Annotated in this window: 15 protein-coding genes; 14 read left to right on the top strand and 1 reads right to left on the bottom strand. The window is 43.2% G+C overall.

The genetic code is table 11. The annotated features are described in order from the left end of the window. Positions 1-190: 190 nt before the first annotated feature. Positions 191-1,450, bottom strand: a complete 1,260-nt coding sequence (locus ACQCT8_RS05945) for a replication-associated recombination protein A (protein ID WP_426869360.1) — start codon at positions 1,448-1,450, stop codon at positions 191-193. A gap of 129 nt (positions 1,451-1,579) precedes the next feature. Between ACQCT8_RS05945 and cymR the strand changes: the two genes are divergently transcribed. From cymR to ACQCT8_RS05875, 14 genes are all read left to right on the top strand, one after another. Next, positions 1,580-1,999 carry a cysteine metabolism transcriptional regulator CymR gene (gene cymR / locus ACQCT8_RS05940; protein WP_426869358.1) on the top strand — a complete coding sequence of 140 codons (420 nt, stop codon included), beginning with the start codon at positions 1,580-1,582 and terminating at the stop codon, positions 1,997-1,999. Between the two features lie 17 nt (positions 2,000-2,016). After that, the gene (locus tag ACQCT8_RS05935) at positions 2,017-3,156 is read left to right on the top strand and encodes a cysteine desulfurase family protein (RefSeq protein WP_426869356.1); all 1,140 of its coding nucleotides are present in this window, start codon (positions 2,017-2,019) and stop codon (positions 3,154-3,156) included. A gap of 27 nt (positions 3,157-3,183) precedes the next feature. Continuing rightward, the gene (mnmA, locus tag ACQCT8_RS05930; protein ID WP_426869354.1) at positions 3,184-4,311 is read left to right on the top strand and encodes a tRNA 2-thiouridine(34) synthase MnmA; all 1,128 of its coding nucleotides are present in this window, start codon (positions 3,184-3,186) and stop codon (positions 4,309-4,311) included. A 216-nt stretch (positions 4,312-4,527) separates the two neighbouring features. Continuing rightward, entirely contained in the window at positions 4,528-5,196 is a 669-nt protein-coding gene (locus ACQCT8_RS05925; protein WP_426869352.1) for a tetratricopeptide repeat protein, read from the top strand. Positions 5,197-5,214: 18 nt separating this feature from the next. After that, positions 5,215-7,590 carry an SF1B family DNA helicase RecD2 gene (gene recD2, locus ACQCT8_RS05920; protein ID WP_426869351.1) on the top strand — a complete coding sequence of 792 codons (2,376 nt, stop codon included), beginning with the start codon at positions 5,215-5,217 and terminating at the stop codon, positions 7,588-7,590. A gap of 395 nt (positions 7,591-7,985) precedes the next feature. After that, complete coding sequence (locus tag ACQCT8_RS05915) at positions 7,986-9,059, top strand: AI-2E family transporter (protein ID WP_426869349.1); 1,074 nt, start codon at positions 7,986-7,988, stop codon at positions 9,057-9,059. A gap of 328 nt (positions 9,060-9,387) precedes the next feature. After that, positions 9,388-12,021: an alanine--tRNA ligase gene (gene alaS, locus ACQCT8_RS05910; RefSeq protein ID WP_426869347.1), complete on the top strand. Its 2,634-nt coding sequence runs from the start codon at positions 9,388-9,390 to the stop codon at positions 12,019-12,021. Positions 12,022-12,099: 78 nt separating this feature from the next. Beyond that, positions 12,100-12,369 (top strand): IreB family regulatory phosphoprotein, encoded by a 270-nt coding sequence (locus ACQCT8_RS05905; RefSeq protein WP_278239586.1) that lies wholly within the window; start codon positions 12,100-12,102, stop codon positions 12,367-12,369. A gap of 1 nt (position 12,370) precedes the next feature. After that, a complete protein-coding gene (gene ruvX / locus ACQCT8_RS05900; RefSeq protein ID WP_278239585.1) occupies positions 12,371-12,787 on the top strand; it encodes a Holliday junction resolvase RuvX in 417 nt (138 codons plus the stop codon). A gap of 13 nt (positions 12,788-12,800) precedes the next feature. Continuing rightward, complete coding sequence (locus ACQCT8_RS05895) at positions 12,801-13,082, top strand: DUF1292 domain-containing protein (RefSeq protein WP_278239584.1); 282 nt, start codon at positions 12,801-12,803, stop codon at positions 13,080-13,082. A gap of 372 nt (positions 13,083-13,454) precedes the next feature. Then, positions 13,455-14,582, top strand: a complete 1,128-nt coding sequence (mltG, locus tag ACQCT8_RS05890) for an endolytic transglycosylase MltG (protein ID WP_426869346.1) — start codon at positions 13,455-13,457, stop codon at positions 14,580-14,582. Between the two features lie 194 nt (positions 14,583-14,776). Further along, the gene (locus tag ACQCT8_RS05885) at positions 14,777-15,415 is read left to right on the top strand and encodes an O-methyltransferase (protein WP_426869344.1); all 639 of its coding nucleotides are present in this window, start codon (positions 14,777-14,779) and stop codon (positions 15,413-15,415) included. Between the two features lie 4 nt (positions 15,416-15,419). After that, positions 15,420-16,349: a peptidase U32 family protein gene (locus tag ACQCT8_RS05880; protein ID WP_426869343.1), complete on the top strand. Its 930-nt coding sequence runs from the start codon at positions 15,420-15,422 to the stop codon at positions 16,347-16,349. A gap of 25 nt (positions 16,350-16,374) precedes the next feature. Next, positions 16,375-17,640, top strand: coding sequence for a peptidase U32 family protein (locus ACQCT8_RS05875; RefSeq protein WP_426869867.1), 1,266 nt, complete (start codon positions 16,375-16,377; stop codon positions 17,638-17,640). Positions 17,641-17,644 lie beyond the last annotated feature (4 nt).

The following is a 17,644-nucleotide window of genomic DNA, read 5'->3' as shown; positions in this document are numbered from 1 at the left end:
TCCGCAGGGACGGGGGCTTGAGCCTTTTCAGGGCCTTGCCCTGTAAAGGCTCAGCTTGCCGTCATCTCCTGCAGGAGTCGCCACATTCCGCTCCGCTCACCTCATACTACATATAAATACGTCCAAATTTTTAAATCTTTTTTTAATTCTATCCCACCGTCTTTAAATTTGGCATACCGGGCGAAATCGACTATTTCATTTTTTCATAAATTTGCTTCAATGCCTGTTCAAATTTTCCCGTTGTTTTGGGCTGATAGTAAGCTGCTTTTTTTAATGAATCGGGAAGGTACTGCTGTTTGACCCATCCGTTTGGATAGCTGTGAGGGTACAAATACTCCACACCTCTTCCCATTTCTTTTGCTCCTTTGTAATGGGCATCTTTTAAATGATCCGGCACTGACCCGCTTTTTCCGGCACGAATGTCTCCGAGAGCCGCATCAATTGCGCTGATGGCAGAATTTGATTTGGGTGAAAGACAAAGCTCGATTACAGCATTAGCAAGCGGAATACGCCCTTCAGGAAAACCAAGTCTTTCAGCGGATTCAATTGCTGCAAGCGTTCTTGGCCCCGCTTGAGGACTCGCAAGCCCAACGTCTTCATAAGCAATAACCAAAAGTCTTCTGGCAATAGTCGGCAGGTCCCCGGCTTCAATCAGCCTTCCCAGGTAATGAAGGGATGCGTCCACGTCGCTGCCCCTGATTGATTTTTGAAATCCGCTCATGACATCATAATGAGCGTCCCCGTCTTTGTCGTGAGAAAAACTTTTTTTCTGAAGACATTCTTCTGCAATTTCTGCGGTTACTCTTATGCTGTCATCCTCAGCCAAAGTTGATTTCACGGCAAGTTCAAGCGCGTTAAGTGAGCTTCTTACGTCTCCATTGCTTCCGTGGGCTAATAGCTCCAACGCTTCATCCTCAAGGATTACCTTTTGTTTTCCCAGGCCGCGCTCATCATCTTCCAATGCTCTTAAAATAGCGGTTTTCATATCGTCAGAGGATAATGGATGTAGCTCGAAAATTTGACACCGGCTTCGAATGGCGGGATTAATCGCGTGATACGGATTGCTTGTAGTCGCGCCGATAAGGGTGATCATGCCGTTTTCAAGGTAGGGTAGAAGAAAATCCTGCTTGGTTTTATCGAGGCGATGAACTTCATCGAGAAGCAAAATGACTTTACCGGACATTTTCGCTTCTTGAGCAACGATTTCCATATCCTTTTTATTATTTGTGACGGCATTCAGCGTGCGGAAAGCATACTGCGTGCTGCCTGCTATAGCTGATGCAATAGAGGTTTTGCCAATCCCCGGCGGTCCGTAAAGGATCATGGAGGACAATTGCTTTGCTAAAACCATTCTGCGAATAATTTTGCCTTCTCCCACCAGATGTTTCTGTCCTATCATTTCATCTATCGTTCTCGGTCTCATACGAAAAGCCAGTGGTTTAATGCTCATATGATCACTCCATACTAATAGTCTATCTTATTGCTAATCATAGTAGTAAAACAGTTGAAATGCCAACGATTGCAGTTCTATGCTATAATATCAAAAGTTAAACATCGAGGGGCAGAGGTGGATTTTGTAATGAAAATATCAACAAAAGGCCGTTATGGCCTGACCATTATGATTGAGCTGGCAAAACGATATGGAGAGGGTCCTACCTCTTTAAAAGCAATCGCTAAAACGCACGACTTATCAGAGCATTATCTTGAACAACTAATCGCTCCTTTGCGAAATGCAGGTTATGTGAAAAGCATTCGCGGGGCTTATGGCGGATATATTGTAGCAAAGGAACCGAATGAAATAACTGCAGGAGACATTATTCGGGTGCTTGAAGGGCCGATCTCTCCAGTAGAAGGAATTGAAGACGAAGCGCCTCCTCAGCGGGAATTATGGATGAGAATCCGGGATGCCGTCAAAGATGTACTCGACCACACGACAATAGAAGATCTGGCAAATTACACGGATGAAGGCCAGTCAGATGCTTACATGTTCTACATTTAAAACGGGAGGGAAAAAGAGTGATTCAAATTTATGCAGACCATGCTGCGACAACACCGATGCATCCTGAGGCTGTAAAAGTAATGACAGAAACATTATCTGAGAATTACGGAAACGCCTCAAGCATTCATTCTGTCGGCCGCAGGTCCCGCCACCTTCTGGATGAAGCACGAAGTCAATTAGCATCCAGTATTGGGGCGCATTTTAATGAAATTATCTTTACCAGCGGTGGTACAGAAGCTAATAATCTTGCGATTGTTGGAACAGCAAATGCTCTTAAGGACAAGGGCCGTCATATAATTACAACAAAAATAGAGCATCATGCTGTCCTGCACCCCTGTGAAGCATTGGTTGAGCAGGGTTTTCAAGTTACATTCCTGGATGTGGATGAGGCTGGTCAGATTTCGATCAGTGAATTAAAAAAAGCATTGCGCGAGGATACCATTCTGGTCACAGTTATGTTTGGAAATAACGAAGTAGGCTCCATTCAGCCGATCCGGGAAATAGGCGAGCTGCTGAAGGAGCATCAGGCGTCTTTTCATACGGATGCTGTACAAGCCTACGGACTCGAGAACATAAATGTTGGAGATTTAAACGTTGACATGCTCTCCGTTTCGGCTCACAAAATTAACGGACCTAAAGGGGTCGGTTTTCTTTATGTGAAAAACGGCACACCTCTTTCACCAGGACTTCTTGGAGGGGAGCAGGAACGTAAGAGAAGAGCAGGCACTGAAAATATACCAGCTCTTGCTTCTTTTGCCAAAGCGGTCGAAATTGCATGTAAAGAAAGAGAAGATAAAACAGTGCAATTAAGGTCAGTAAAAAACCATTTGCTGCAAAAGCTAAGCGAAAAAGAAGTCGCTTATGAAGTGAACGGATCTCTTGAGCACTCACTTCCGCATGTGCTAAACTTAAGCATCGCAGAAACAGATGTTGAAGCAATGCTTGTTAATCTGGACCTGGCAGGTATTGCGGTATCCAGCGGTTCTGCATGTACAGCCGGATCTCTTGAGCCCTCGCATGTCCTTTCTGCCATGTACGGCAAAAATGATGAGCGCTTGAAAAATTCTGTCCGCTTCAGCTTCGGACTCGGCAGTACTACAGAAGATGCTGACATAATAGCTGATCAGGTTGCTCTAATCGTAAATCGTTTTAAATAAAGATCAGCTGATGAAATAATAGATAAAGTGGTGAGGAAAATGAAGAAATCACCGAAAGATACCCGTGTAGTGGTAGGAATGTCAGGAGGAGTCGATTCTTCTGTCGCTGCTCTTTTGCTTAAAGAGCAGGGCTATGATGTGATCGGAATCTTCATGAAAAATTGGGATGACACAGATGATGCAGGTGTATGTACAGCAACAGAGGATTACAATGACGTCATTCGTGTTTGCAACCAAATCGGCATCCCCTATTATGCGGTTAATTTCGAGAAGCAGTATTGGGATAAAGTGTTCACGTATTTTCTGGAAGAGTACAAAGCAGGACGCACGCCGAATCCGGACGTCATGTGCAACAAGGAAATTAAATTTAATGCCTTTTTAGAGCACGCGTTAAAGCTTGGAGCGGATTACCTGGCAACAGGCCACTACGCGCAGGTTGAAGAGCGAGATGGAGAAGTTAAAATGCTCCGGGGGCTGGATGAAAATAAAGACCAAACGTACTTTTTAAATCAGCTGACCCAGCAGCAGCTTGCGAAGGTAATGTTTCCGATCGGCGGGATCAATAAAAAAGAAGTACGCAGGATTGCCGAGGAAGCAGGACTTGCTACAGCTTCAAAAAAAGACAGCACGGGCATCTGTTTTATTGGAGAAAGAAATTTTAAAGAATTTTTAGGGCAATACCTGCCTGCTCAGCCGGGGGATATGGTAACGATGGAAGGCAAGAAAGTCGGATCGCATGATGGCTTAATGTATTATACGATTGGCCAGAGACACGGGCTTGGCATCGGTGGTTCCGGAGAGCCGTGGTTCGTACTTGGAAAAGATTTAGAGAAAAATCAGCTTTTTGTCGGTCAGGGCTTTGATCACGAAGCGTTATACTCCCACTCTTTAATCGCGGCTGATCTCAGCTGGACATCAAGTAAAGAACCGGAAGGAACATTCCGCTGTACAGCAAAATTCCGTTACCGCCAGTCCGATCATGGCGTTACGGTTCATATGAAAGACGGCGGTCTGGCAGAGGTGGTTTTTGACGAACCTTCTAGAGCTATTACCCCGGGACAGGCAGTTGTTTTTTACAATGGCGACGAATGTCTTGGCGGAGGAACGATCGATAAAATTTATAAGGAACAAAAGCAGCTTGAATATGTAGGCTGAGGACAGGAATGCTCGGGAACTCTTTTACTTTCGCTCTGAAACTTGAGAAAGAGAGTAAAAGTTTCCCTGAAGCATTCTTTTTTCGTTTCGGTTCAAATGAGCACGTATGTTATACTTTTAAGCAGTATCCTGTTGCTTAAAAAAGAGCTTTAGCAAAGAATTTCACATGATTAAAGCTGGTAACAGAAACAGCAACAGCAGGGAGATGAGTCTTACATGAATTTAAATGAACAAGCCATAAAAAAGTTGCAAGAAGGCGAATATCAGGAAGCCATAGAACTTCTAAATCAGGCGATTGAAGAGAAGCCGGAAGATGAAACAGCTTATATTAATTTCGGCAATGTACTTGCGCAAATGAACGAAACGGAAAAAGCAGAACGCTTTTTTCAAAAAGCGATAATTTTAAACGAAGATGCGGGTCTGGCGTATTATTCTCTGGCAAATTTGTATTATAACGAAGAGCGGTTTTCAGAGAGTGCCCGCCTCTATGAGAAAACACTTGAAAAAGGAGTAGAGGATTCCGACGTTTATTTTATGCTCGGAATGTCCTTGAAAAACGAGGAGAAAGTCAAGCTGTCACTCCCTTATTTGCAGCGTGCTGCAGAGCTTTCACCGGAGGATGCTGAAGCGTATTTTCAATTCGGGCTCGCACTCGCACAGCTTGAAATCGGGGATGAAGCATTAAAGCAGCTAAAGCATGCAGTAAAGCTTAATCCACAGCACGCAGATGCGTTATACAATCTGGGAGTCGCGTATGCAGGATTCCAGGAAGATGCAATGGAAGCCCTAAGCTGTTTTGAGCAGGCGATAGCTGCCCAGCCGGATCATTATTTAGCTTTAAATGGCCGGGAAATTATGAGGCAGGCTTTGGAGTCAAAAGGGTAAGAGCAGGGGGAACACCTGATGAGCAAAGAATCCATGGATTTATTTAACGAAGAAGAGCCGTATATAAAAGGCAGGCATATTGTGACGATCTTTCACAATGAAGACAATATGTATTCAGTCGTCCGCGTACGGGTCGAAGAAACCAATACGTCAAATCAGGAAAAAGAAGCGGTTGTTACAGGACATTTTCCTAAAATGCAGGAAGAAGACACCTATATTTTTCATGGTAAATTTAAAGAACATCCGCGATTTGGGATGCAATTTCTTGCGGATCGGTTCAAAAAGGATCTGCCGCAGACGAAACAGGGGATTGTTCATTATTTATCAAGCGATCTTTTCTCGGGAGTTGGAAAAAGAACAGCTGAAAAGATTGTAGATACACTGGGCGAAAAAGCCATTTCAAGAATCATGAATGATGAATCAGTACTGCACGAGGTCCCAAAGCTTTCGCAGGAAAAGGCAAAGCATATTTATGATGTCCTTATTGAACATCAGGGTTTAGAACGGATCATGGTTCACTTAAATGACTGGGGGTTTGGCCCTCAGCTTTCTATGAAGATTTATCAGCATTATCAGGAAGCTACGTTGGAAATTCTGCAAAAGAACCCTTACGAGCTTGTTTATCACATTGAGGGTGTAGGGTTTGGCAAGGCGGATGAGCTTGGCAGACACCTAGGTTTATCCGGCAGCCATCCGGACCGTATAAAAGCAGCCTGCCTCTTTTGTCTTCAGCAGCTTTCCATGCAGGAAGGCCACGTTTATGCCCAATCAAAAGACCTGCTGATCAAAGTGAAAGAGCTCCTGCAGAAACATCAGCCTGAACAAATAGAATATACCGATATTTCAAATCAGCTGATTGAACTGCATGAAGAAGGAAAGGTCATTGGAGAAGAGAAACGGATTTATCTTCCTTCTCTCTATTTTTCTGAAAAAGGACTTGTTACTAATATTAACCGGCTTCTTTCGCATAAGGAATATGAAGATCAATTTCCGGAGTCTGAGTTTCTACTGGCGCTTGGCAGTTTGGAAGAACGGATCGGGGTTTCGTATGCTGCTTCTCAAAAAGAAGCCATTCAAACCGCACTGACTTCTTCACTCATGATTTTGACCGGGGGGCCTGGAACCGGGAAAACGACTGTAATTAAGGGGATTGTCGAACTGTATTCGGAACTTCATGGTGTATCCCTGGATGTGGATGCATATGGAAGCGAAGAACCGTTTCCAATCGTTTTGGCTGCTCCTACCGGCCGGGCAGCGAAAAGAATGTCTGAATCAACCGGACTCAAGGCAATGACCATTCACCGGCTTCTTGGCTTTACAGGACAGGAAGATATGGAGGATGACGAAGAACGGCTGGTACAGGGCAAGCTTCTTATTGTCGATGAGATGTCGATGGTTGACACCTGGCTTGCTAATCAGCTTTTACAGGCCGTGCCGGATACCATGCAGGTTATTATTGTAGGGGATCAGGATCAGCTGCCATCTGTTGGCCCCGGACAGGTTCTTCAGGATCTTATTCATTCTAAGCTTGTTCCTACCGTGCAATTGACAGATATATATAGGCAGGAAGAAGGGTCTTCCATCATTGAATTGGCCCACCAAATGAAAGAAGGAAAGCTGCCGCAGGATTTAAGAAAGCAGCATGCTGATCGCTCATTTATTGCCTGCCACGCTTCTCAAATGGATGAAGTTGTGGGGAAAATAGTGAAAAATGCAATTAAAAAGGGGTATACGGCAAAAGACATACAGGTGCTTGCGCCGATGTACAGAGGACCTGCCGGCATAGACAGGCTGAACAAAGTGCTGCAGGAACTAATGAACCCCAATCCTGATAAAACAAGAAAAGAACTGCAGTGGGGAGATATTGCGTATCGAATCGGCGACAAAGTCCTTCAGCTTGTAAATCAGCCTGAAAGCCATGTTTTTAATGGAGACATGGGTGAAGTTATTTCCATTTTTTACGCGAAGGAAAATACCGAAAAGCAGGATATGGTGCTGGTTTCTTTTGATGGAGTGGAGGTCACATACACCCGTCAGGATTTAAATCAAATTACACATGCTTTTTGCTGCTCCATACATAAATCACAGGGCAGCGAGTTTCCTATTGTGATCCTTCCTGTAGTAAAAAGCTATTATCGAATGCTTCGAAGAAATTTGCTTTACACCGCCATTACAAGAAGCAAGCGATTTTTAATTATGTGCGGGGAAGAAGAAGCTTTCCGTTTTGGAGTAGAAAGAAAAGATGATACTGTCCGGCTCACTACATTACGCTCGAAACTGGCAGATGAAAAACAAGATTCTCCTGCTGAAAAACCTCATGCACAGGGGATTGAAGAAGCGGATCCTTTGATTGGAATGCAAGGAATCTCTCCGTATGATTTTATGGAGGCTTAAAGATGTTGTGTTTAATGAAGTATGTAAAGCTGCTGAGTCTGTACACATTGGGACTTCAACAAAAATGAATAAGTTTAACAAGTTGAAGCAGCGCAGAGTGGATGAGGTGTTTGATCAAATAGTACTCATCCCGCATAGCATAAATGAATAAAAAAAAGATATAAGGGCAACGATGGGGAGAAAAGATCCTAAAATTGGAGGCTTCTCATGAATTGTCCTTGCTGTAACCATCGTGACATCGGAAAAATAGGAACGAAGCATTATTATTGCAGACAATGCTGTATTGAATTTTTAGTCTATAGAGGCAAGCTTGTATTATATGAAATATCTGAAGATGGGTCGATAGAAAGTTTAAATGACCTGTTCAATGAGGCGGAACTTTTGAGCGAACAAAAATGGATTCACTTATAAAAAAGTGGCTGCCGCGTCTAATCCTTTTCCTGCTGCTGCTGCTTTGCGGGTGGATTTTTTCTTACTTATGGAGATATATACAACCGGTTTTTGCAGGGCTTTGGCTTGCGATTGTACCGCTCTTGATAAGTATATTGTTTGCATACCTTCTGCTTCCTTTGGTTCATTTCTTAATGCGGGCAAAATGTTCAAACAGGCTTGCTGTCTCGATTGTTTTTGTAGTGCTGACTGCTGTTGCAGGCGCTTTGTTTCAATGGGGGATACCGGCTTTTATAAGAGAATGGAATCACTTTCTCACTCATCTTCCGGATTTGCTTGACACGGTCTCTGCCTGGAATCTTGCAATGGCAGAATGGCTTTCATCTATGCCCCAGCCGGTGAGCATAAGAATACAGGATTTTATACAATCTATTCAAATGACGATCGAGCAGCGTGCAGAACAACTGCTGGCGGGAATGAATCACTCCTTAAAGTGGATCATTGCCCTTTCACTCGTACCATTTATGACATTCTATTTGGTAAAAGACCGCATCCTAATCAGAGATTATCTTATGAAGCGCGTGCCTCAAGACAGAAAAAAGCAGGTAGTCCTATTGGCAGCGGATCTAGACCAAAAGCTTGGGTCTTATATAAGGGGGCAGCTGTGGCTTAGCGCAGCTGTGGCCGCATTTTCTTTTGTGGTCTTATATGCAATCCAGCTTCCGTATGCACTTCCCTTGTCTCTTCTGCTCGGGATTTTTAATGTTATTCCATATTTGGGACCAATTATTGGGGCACTTCCCGCTTTGCTTGTAGCCAGCACCCTATCAGGAAATATGGTCATATGGGTAATTATTGCTGCATTTGGCATTCAGATGGTTGAGAGTCATCTTCTTGCTCCATGGATTATGGGGAAAACCATTCATATTCATCCGGTTATGATTATGCTGCTATTACTGATAGGTGGAGAGCTTGGCGGAATGGCAGGCTTAATTGCTGTAGTGCCGGTGTATATGATTATTGGAATGATGATTCATTCGTTCAAACAACGGGGAAACGAAGTACCGATTGACAAATGACGGCTTCCTTATCTATACTTTCTGTAGGAAAATAAGAGCAACTCGAAGATGGAACCAGTACATTACAACCTGTTCAACAGCAAAGTCAGAGAAAATTCCCCCTCGGCTGAAAGGGAATTTGCATACATTGTAATGGAAAGCTAATCCGGAGTGCAGATAAACTCTGCCGTTCGCCGCGTTAAGGCGCTCAAAGTGATAAGTTGTGCTGAATTTTGCAGTACAGTTTATAACCAGGGTGGTACCGCGAGTTTGCTCTCGTCCCTGCAGGGGGATGAGGGCCTTTTTGTGTTTTCTTAAGATATATACATAGTTAAAAGGAGGAATTTAGATGCAAAAATGGTCAGGTGCAGAAATCAGACAAATGTTTTTGGATTTCTTTAAGGAAAAGGGCCACGATATAGAGCCGAGCGCTTCTCTAGTCCCTCATGAAGATCCATCCTTGCTTTGGATTAACAGCGGAGTTGCAACACTGAAAAAATATTTTGATGGACGGGTCATCCCACAGAACCCGAGGATTGTAAACGCACAAAAATCGATTCGTACGAATGATATTGAAAATGTAGGAAAAACTGCCCGTCATCACACGTTCTTTGAAATGCTCGGGAATTTTTCAATTGGAGAGTACTTTAAAGAAGAAGCCATTGAGTGGGCTTGGGAATTTCTTACTTCATCAAAATGGATCGGGTTTGATGCAGAAAAGCTTTCCGTTACGGTTCACCCGGAAGATCATGAAGCCTACGATTTGTGGAAACAGAAAATCGGTTTGCCGGAAGAACGGATTATCCGCCTCGAAGGCAACTTCTGGGATATCGGAGAAGGACCGAGTGGACCAAATACGGAAATCTTCTTTGATCGGGGAGAAGCTTTTGGAAATGACGTAAACGATCCAGAGCTGTATCCCGGTGGAGAAAATGATCGCTATCTTGAGATCTGGAATCTTGTTTTTTCACAATTTAACCATAACCCGGATCACTCATATACGCCGCTCCCGAAAAAAAATATTGATACAGGAATGGGACTTGAGCGAATGGCCTGTGTGGTGCAGGATGTGCCCACAAATTTTGAAACAGACTTGTTCATGCCGATCATAAAAGCAACCGAAAGTATTTCGGGACAGAAATATCAGCAGACAGAAGAAAAAGATATCTCGTTTAAGGTCATTGCTGACCATGTCAGAACCGTTTCCTTTGCAATTGGCGACGGGGCGCTCCCGTCCAATGAGGGCAGAGGGTATGTACTAAGGAGACTTCTTCGCCGGGCAGTCAGATACGCAAAACAAATTGGCATTGACCGTCCATTTATGTATGAACTGGTGCCGGTCGTAGGCGATATTATGATTGATTTTTATCCAGAAGTTAAAAAGAAAGAAGATTTTATTCAAAAAGTGATTAAAACCGAAGAAGAGCGATTTCATGAGACATTAAACGAGGGGCTTTCCATACTCTCCGGTCTAATGAATAAAGCTAAGGAAGATGGATCGGGTGAAATCAGCGGCAAAGATGTTTTCAGACTGTATGATACGTTTGGCTTCCCTGTTGAACTAACTAAAGAATACGCTGAGGAAAATGGTTTGCGGGTAGATGCAGCCGGATTTGAAGAAGAAATGAATGCTCAGCGTTCAAGAGCGCGGGCAGCTCGTCAGGAAGGCGGCTCCATGCAGATACAGGGCGGCATTCTCGGAGATATTAAAGTATCCAGTGAATTTGTCGGCTACCAGCGCCTGCTTCACGAATCCACGGTTGAGGTTATCATCAGCAGCCAGGAGATGACTGAATCAGCGGAAGAAGGGGAGGAAGTTCAGCTGATTTTGGCGGAAACACCTTTCTATGCTGAAAGCGGAGGTCAAATTGGAGACAAAGGAACGATATCCAATGATCAGGTGCTGCTGCGAATAAAAGACGTAAAAAAAGCACCTAATGGACAGCATCTTCACACGGCTATTATTGAAAAAGGATCGCTTGCAAAAGGGGATCAGGTCCTGGCAGCAGTTGATCCAGCGTCAAGAACGGAAATCACTAAAAATCATACAGCTACTCATCTCCTGCATCAGGCATTAAAAGACGTGCTGGGTGATCATGTTAATCAGGCAGGGTCACTCGTTCAGGAAGACCGGCTCCGGTTTGATTTCTCTCATTTTGGACAAGTTCAGGCAGATGAGCTTAAACGAATTGAAGAAATTGTCAATGACAAAGTATGGGGGAGCTTCTCTGTGGAAACTGCTGTAAAATCCTTAGAGGAAGCAAAATCCATGGGCGCTATGGCGTTGTTTGGTGAAAAGTACGGTTCAAAGGTCCGTGTTGTCTCAATTGGTGACTACAGTCTCGAGCTTTGCGGCGGCTGCCATGTCAGCAATACTTCCTCCATCGGTCTTTTCCGTATTGTATCAGAGGGCGGCATAGGTGCAGGAACACGCCGTATTGAAGCGGTGACAGGCGAAGCAGCATACCGTCACATGAATGACCAGATTCAGGTGCTTCAGCAATCAGCTGCACTTGTGAAATCTAACCCTGGTGATCTGCCTGCAAGAATTTTAAGCATGCAAACGGAGCTGAAAGAGCTGCAAAGAGAAAATGACTCTCTTCATGCTAAAATGTCTAATATTGAAGCTAAAAGCATAATGGATCAGGTTATTTCTGTAGAGGGAATAGCTGTCCTGGCTCAAAAAGTACAGGCTGCGGATGTAAATAGCTTGCGGACGATGGCTGATGATGTTAAAAATAAATTGGGTTCGGGAATTTTAGTCCTGATTGCTGTTCAGGGAGAAAAAGTACAAATTATAGCATGCGTAACAAAAGATTTAATTGATCAGGGCTACCATGCCGGAAAGCTGGTTAAAGAAGTCGCTGCGATTTGTGAAGGCGGAGGAGGCGGCCGTCCTGATATGGCTCAGGCCGGCGGTAAGAACCCGTCGAAAGTGGATGAGGCTCTTCAATTCGTTCCTAAGTGGGTAAAATCCGTTTGATTCTCTTCTAAACTGGTGTACAATAAATACATGTTGAACAAAAGGAATAAATAGATATTCCGGAATGAGGTGCTGAAGATGAGCTCATTTGATAAAACGATGCGATTTAATTTTGGGGATGATTCCGCAGACAAAGAGGTTCAGCGCGTGCTGATACAGGTCTTTGAAGCACTGGAAGAAAAAGGATACAATCCCATCAACCAAATTGTAGGGTACCTTTTATCCGGCGACCCGGCTTATATTCCAAGACATCATGATGCACGAAACATTATCCGCAAGCTTGAAAGAGATGAAATCATTGAGGAGCTTGTGAAATTTTATTTACACCAGCACAAAGAGGAAAAATAATATGCGAATAATGGGACTAGATGTCGGCACAAAGACAGTGGGTGTAGCCATCAGTGATTCTTTTGGCTGGACCGCTCAGGGAATCGAAACCATAAAAATTGATGAGCGCGGCGGTCAGCTCGGATTTAAGCGGATTAAGGAGCTTGTAGATGAGCATGAGGTTTCTTCTATAATCGTTGGCTTGCCGAAAAATATGAATAATACGATCGGTCCCCGTGGAGAAGCCTGCCAGCAGTTTGCAGAAAAACTGCATAAAAAGCTTCAAATTGAAGTAAAACTATGGGATGAACGATTAAGTACAATGGCAGCTGAAAGAGTGCTGCTTGAAGCAGACGTCAGTCGTGCGAAAAGAAAAAAGGTCATTGATAAAATGGCCGCAGTGATGATACTACAAGGCTATTTAAACAGCCGGAAATGAAGAGGTGCTTACAATGGAACATGGAGAAAAACATATTACAGTAGTAGATGAACAGGGAAATGAAGTACTATGTGAAGTACTGTTCACATTTGATTCAGATGAGTTTAAAAAGTCATACGTATTATACTTTCCGGTAGGAGAATCTGAAGAAGAAGAAATTGAAATTCACGCTTCTTCATTTGAACAGGACGACCAAAATGCAGAAGGCGAATTGAAGCCGATCGAAACAGAAGAAGAATGGGATATGATTGAAGAGATGCTTAATACATTCCTTGATGAAGAGGAAGAAGAGTAACCGTCGCTTCGGTAGTCATAATAGATCGTAAGAGGTGAGCGGAAGGCGGCGACTCCATCAGGATATGGCGGTTGCTTGAGACTTTACAGGGCAGTGCTTTTGAAAGGCTTAAGGCCCCGTCCCTGCGGAAAGTGTACGCCTGAAACGCAGCGAACCGGTCAAGGAGGCTGAGACATTATTGTCCCAGCCTCTTTTCTTTGCTTACAGGCAATTGTTGCCTGTGTAAAATTTTGTTGTATAATAGACCTATTGAACAATATCAGCTTCTGTTTGTTGCTGTCTTATGTGGAGGGAAAGCGTTTGAACGACAATCGGTCAAAATACCAACAATGGATTCAAAACTTACAAGAACGGAAGAAGGAAGCCAGACATGTGAGGAAAATTGTTTTTTTCTCAATGATCGTAGTGATTCTGCTTATTTTAGGCGCAGGCATTGGGGGCTATTCTTATATCTCATCTGCTTTAGAACCTATGAATGCTGATAATAATACTCCGGTAACGGTTGAAATACCGATCGGATCGTCAGTCGATACGATAACGGCAGCGCTGGAAGAAAATAATATTGTAAAAGATGCCAGAGTGTATAAATACTATTTGAAATTTAATAATGAGTCTGAATTCCAGGCAGGTACTTACGAGTTAACCCCTTCCATGACACTGTCAGAAATAACTGAAAGTCTTAAAACAGGAAAAGTTTATCATGAACCGCTTTTTTCAGTAACCGTTCCGGAAGGTCTCCGGCTTGAAGAGATTGCATCGATTGTAGAAGAGCATACGGACTATACAGAAGATGAATTTATGGAAACAGCGACTGATCCCGAATTTATCGCTTCACTTCAAGAGCAGTTCCCTGAATTAATTACAGAGGAAGTTACTGAGGATTCTATTAGATATTCACTAGAAGGCTATCTTTACCCTGCCACTTATCCATTCTATGAAGAAAATCCTGAATTAGAAGTCATCATTACACAGATGGTAGAAGGAACGAATACTGCTTTTGCTCCTTATCTTGAATCGATAAATGATTTTACTGCAGGTAATTTTACTTCTGAAGGGGAAGACCCGAATGTCATGACGGTGCACAAAGCACTGACTTTTGCTTCCCTGCTTGAAGAAGAAGCAACGGCTTCAACAGACAGGGAGATAATTGCGGGTATATTTTATAATCGCCTTGGGGATGGAATGCCGCTGCAGACAGATCCTAGTGTCTTATATGCGCTGGGTGAGTGGAAAGACCAGGTTCTTTATGAAGATCTTGAAATAGATCACCCTTATAATACGTATCAAAATGCAGGGCTTCCGCCTGGTCCGATTGCTGCTCCAGGGATAGAGTCCATTGAAGCAGCATTGAACCCTGAAAGTACAGATTATTATTATTTTCTTGCTGCTTCTGAAGATGGTGTCGTTTATTATTCCGAAACGCTTGAAGAGCATGAGGAAAAGGCGGAGCAATACATTTACAGTGTAAATCGGGAAGAAGCTGACGAAACAGAAGAGTAGAGGTCTGCAGGAGGAAAGGTTATTCACTTTCCTCCTGCATTTGTGTTAAAATAGAACAAGTATTTTGAGGCGTACTTTAAATGTCGGTAAAAGTGGAAAGCATTCACTGGCTTTCTTCTTTTCATGTAGAGCGGCGGTTTTAGAAAAGAACGCTTTTTTTTATGTGTATGGATGGATGTAAAGGCGGGGTTTAGTTGAATAAAAAAGTATATGAGTATATAGAAAAGTTCTACAATGATCGCCCGGCATTTTTTATTAAAATGGAAGAATACGCAGACGAGCATGACGTGCCTATTATGGAACTGGACGGCATAGAAACCCTGCTTCAATGGCTCCGGTTTCAACAGCCGGAAAAAATTCTTGAGGTGGGAACGGCAATAGGCTATTCAGCTCTACGCATGGCGCATTCGCTGCCGGATGTCCAGATTGTCTCGATTGAGCGGGATATAGAACGACTGGATCAGGCAAAACAATTCATCGAGCAATTTGGTAAAAATCAGCAGATTATTACCTTGTACGGAGACGCACTGGAAATAACAGAAGAGGTTGCTTCATACGGACCGTTCGATGCTATTTTTATTGATGCAGCCAAAAGTCAGTACGGACGTTTTTTTGAGCTTTATACTCCACTTCTAACTCAAAATGGGGCAGTTTATACGGATAATGTTTTGTTTAAAGGATTGGTTGCAGAGGCGCAGCCTGAAGTAAGCAGAAATGTAAAACAGCTTCTTCGTAAAATTGACCGGTATAATCACTGGCTGATGGACAACCAAGATTTCGAAACGGTCATACTGCCTGTTGGCGATGGTCTGGCCATAAGTAAAAAGAGGTGAAAAAATGAAAAAACCGGAATTGCTTGTGACGCCTTTTTCAGTAGGTCATCTTAAAGAGTTGTGTGAAGCGGGAGCGGACGCCTTTGTAATCGGTGAGCAGCGATATGGTCTGCGCCTGGCGGGTGAATTTTCAAAAGAAGAATGCAAGCAGGGGATCTCCATCGCACACACATATGGCAAAAAAGTATATATAGCTGTCAACGCCATTTTTCATAATGATAAAGTGGATGAATTAAATGACTATTTAAGCTTCTGTGAAAAAGCAGGTGCAGACGCCGTTATATTTGGAGATCCGGCTGTCTTAATGGCGGCACGTGAATCCGCACCCAATCTTGCGCTGCACTGGAACACCGAAACAACAGCTACGAACTATTTCACCTGCAATTATTGGGGAGAAAAAGGGGCAAAGCGAGCAGTGTTAGCTAGAGAGCTATCCATGGATGCCATAGTTGAAATGAAGGAAAAAGCAAAAGTTGAAATAGAAGTTCAGGTTCACGGGATGACATGTATGTTTCAGTCCAAGCGGTCTTTACTTGGCAATTACTTTCTTTATCAGGGCAAGTCACTTGAAATTGAAAATCGTAAAGACAGTAAAAACATGCTGCTGCATGATGTAGAACGAAGTAATAAGTATCCCATATTTGAAGATGAAAATGGCACACACATCATGAGCCCGAATGATATGTGCATAATTGATGAACTTACCGAAATGATGGAAGCAGAAGTGGATTCATTTAAAATTGATGGTATTCTTCAAACGCCAGCATATACCACAACGGTTACTTCACTTTATCGAAAAGCCATCGATCTCTGTGCGGAGAAAAATGAAGTTTATGAGGAAAAAAAAGAGCAGTGGCTTGAAGCAATTGAGCAAATTCAGCAGCCTCACCGTCCGCTTGACACGGGATTCTTCTTTAAAGAAACCGTTTATTAATATAGGAGGAAAAAAGATGGCGATCATGATAAATACAAAAATTTCAGCGATGAAGGATGGCAAACGCGTCATCGTAAAGAAGCCTGAATTGCTTGCCCCTGCAGGAAATCTTGAAAAGCTTAAAATTGCTGTTCATTATGGTGCAGATGCTGTTTTTATAGGCGGGCAGGAATACGGCCTTCGTTCAAACGCTGGTAACTTTACGCATGAAGAAATGATGGAAGGAGTCCAGTTTGCAAAGCAGTACGGAGCAAAAATATATGTGACTACAAATATTTTTGCCCATAATGAAAATGTCGACGGTTTGGAAGAGTATCTTCGCGGCATTGCTTCTGCTGGAGTAGCAGGTATTATTGTAGCCGATCCTTTAATTATTGAAACATGCAAACGGGTCGCTCCTGATGTGGAGGTTCATTTGAGCACTCAGCAATCCCTTTCAAATTGGAAAGCGGTTCAATTTTGGAAAGAAGAGGGGCTTCACCGGGTCGTTCTTGCAAGGGAAACCAGCGGCGATGAAATTCAGGAAATTAAAGAAAAAGTCGATATAGAGGTCGAAAGTTTTATTCATGGTGCAATGTGCATTGCATACAGCGGGAGATGCGTATTGAGTAATCATATGACTGCTAGAGATTCTAATAGAGGCGGCTGCTGTCAATCCTGCCGGTGGGATTATGATTTATATGAAACGCAAGATGGACAGGAAAAAGCCCTCTACAACCACGATGATGCCTCATTTGCAATGAGCCCGAAAGATCTTAAGCTGATAGAATCTATTCCTAGAATGATTGAAATTGGAGTGGATAGTTTAAAAATTGAAGGCCGGATGAAATCCATTCATTATATTGCTACCGTAGTGAGTGTGTATCGTAAAGTGATTGATGCCTATTGTGAGGATCCTGAAAATTTTATAATTAAAAAAGAGTGGCTGAACGAATTGGATAAATGTGCAAACCGTGAAACGGCTACAGCTTTCTTTGAAGGCAGACCGGGGCATGAAGAGCAGATGTTTGGCGAACACGGCAAGAAAACGAAATTTGATTTCGCCGGCTATGTTCTCGACTATAACGAAGAGTCTAAAACGGTTACGCTGCAGCAAAGGAACTTTTTTAAACCAGGACAAGAAGTTGAATTTTTCGGGCCGGATATGGAAAATTTCTCACAGAAAATCGATAAAATTTGGGATCTGAAGGGCAATGAACTTGAAGCAGCCCGTCACCCGCTACAAATCATTCAATTTAAAGTTGAGCGACCTTTGCGTGCGCACAACATGATGCGAAAGGAGCTCGTTTAAGAAC

This window comes from Jeotgalibacillus proteolyticus (assembly GCF_050107735.1).
Taxonomy (GTDB): Bacteria; Bacillota; Bacilli; order Bacillales; family Jeotgalibacillaceae; genus Jeotgalibacillus; species Jeotgalibacillus proteolyticus_A.
The sequence above is the reverse complement of the archived record's forward strand: the minus strand, read 5'-3'. Positions and strand labels throughout refer to the sequence as shown.

Bases quoted from the DNA above. Each gene is read 5' to 3' on its own strand.
- ACQCT8_RS05945 (WP_426869360.1), bottom strand. From the start codon at position 1,450: ATGAGCATTAAACCACTGGCTTTTCGTATGAGACCGAGAACGATAGAT.
- cymR (WP_426869358.1), top strand. From the start codon at position 1,580: ATGAAAATATCAACAAAAGGCCGTTATGGCCTGACCATTATGATTGAG.
- ACQCT8_RS05925 (WP_426869352.1), top strand. From the start codon at position 4,528: ATGAATTTAAATGAACAAGCCATAAAAAAGTTGCAAGAAGGCGAATAT.
- recD2 (WP_426869351.1), top strand. From the start codon at position 5,215: ATGAGCAAAGAATCCATGGATTTATTTAACGAAGAAGAGCCGTATATA.
- ACQCT8_RS05915 (WP_426869349.1), top strand. From the start codon at position 7,986: ATGGATTCACTTATAAAAAAGTGGCTGCCGCGTCTAATCCTTTTCCTG.
- alaS (WP_426869347.1), top strand. From the start codon at position 9,388: ATGCAAAAATGGTCAGGTGCAGAAATCAGACAAATGTTTTTGGATTTC.
- ACQCT8_RS05905 (WP_278239586.1), top strand. From the start codon at position 12,100: ATGAGCTCATTTGATAAAACGATGCGATTTAATTTTGGGGATGATTCC.
- ruvX (WP_278239585.1), top strand. From the start codon at position 12,371: ATGCGAATAATGGGACTAGATGTCGGCACAAAGACAGTGGGTGTAGCC.
- ACQCT8_RS05895 (WP_278239584.1), top strand. From the start codon at position 12,801: ATGGAACATGGAGAAAAACATATTACAGTAGTAGATGAACAGGGAAAT.
- ACQCT8_RS05880 (WP_426869343.1), top strand. From the start codon at position 15,420: ATGAAAAAACCGGAATTGCTTGTGACGCCTTTTTCAGTAGGTCATCTT.
- ACQCT8_RS05875 (WP_426869867.1), top strand. From the start codon at position 16,375: ATGATAAATACAAAAATTTCAGCGATGAAGGATGGCAAACGCGTCATC.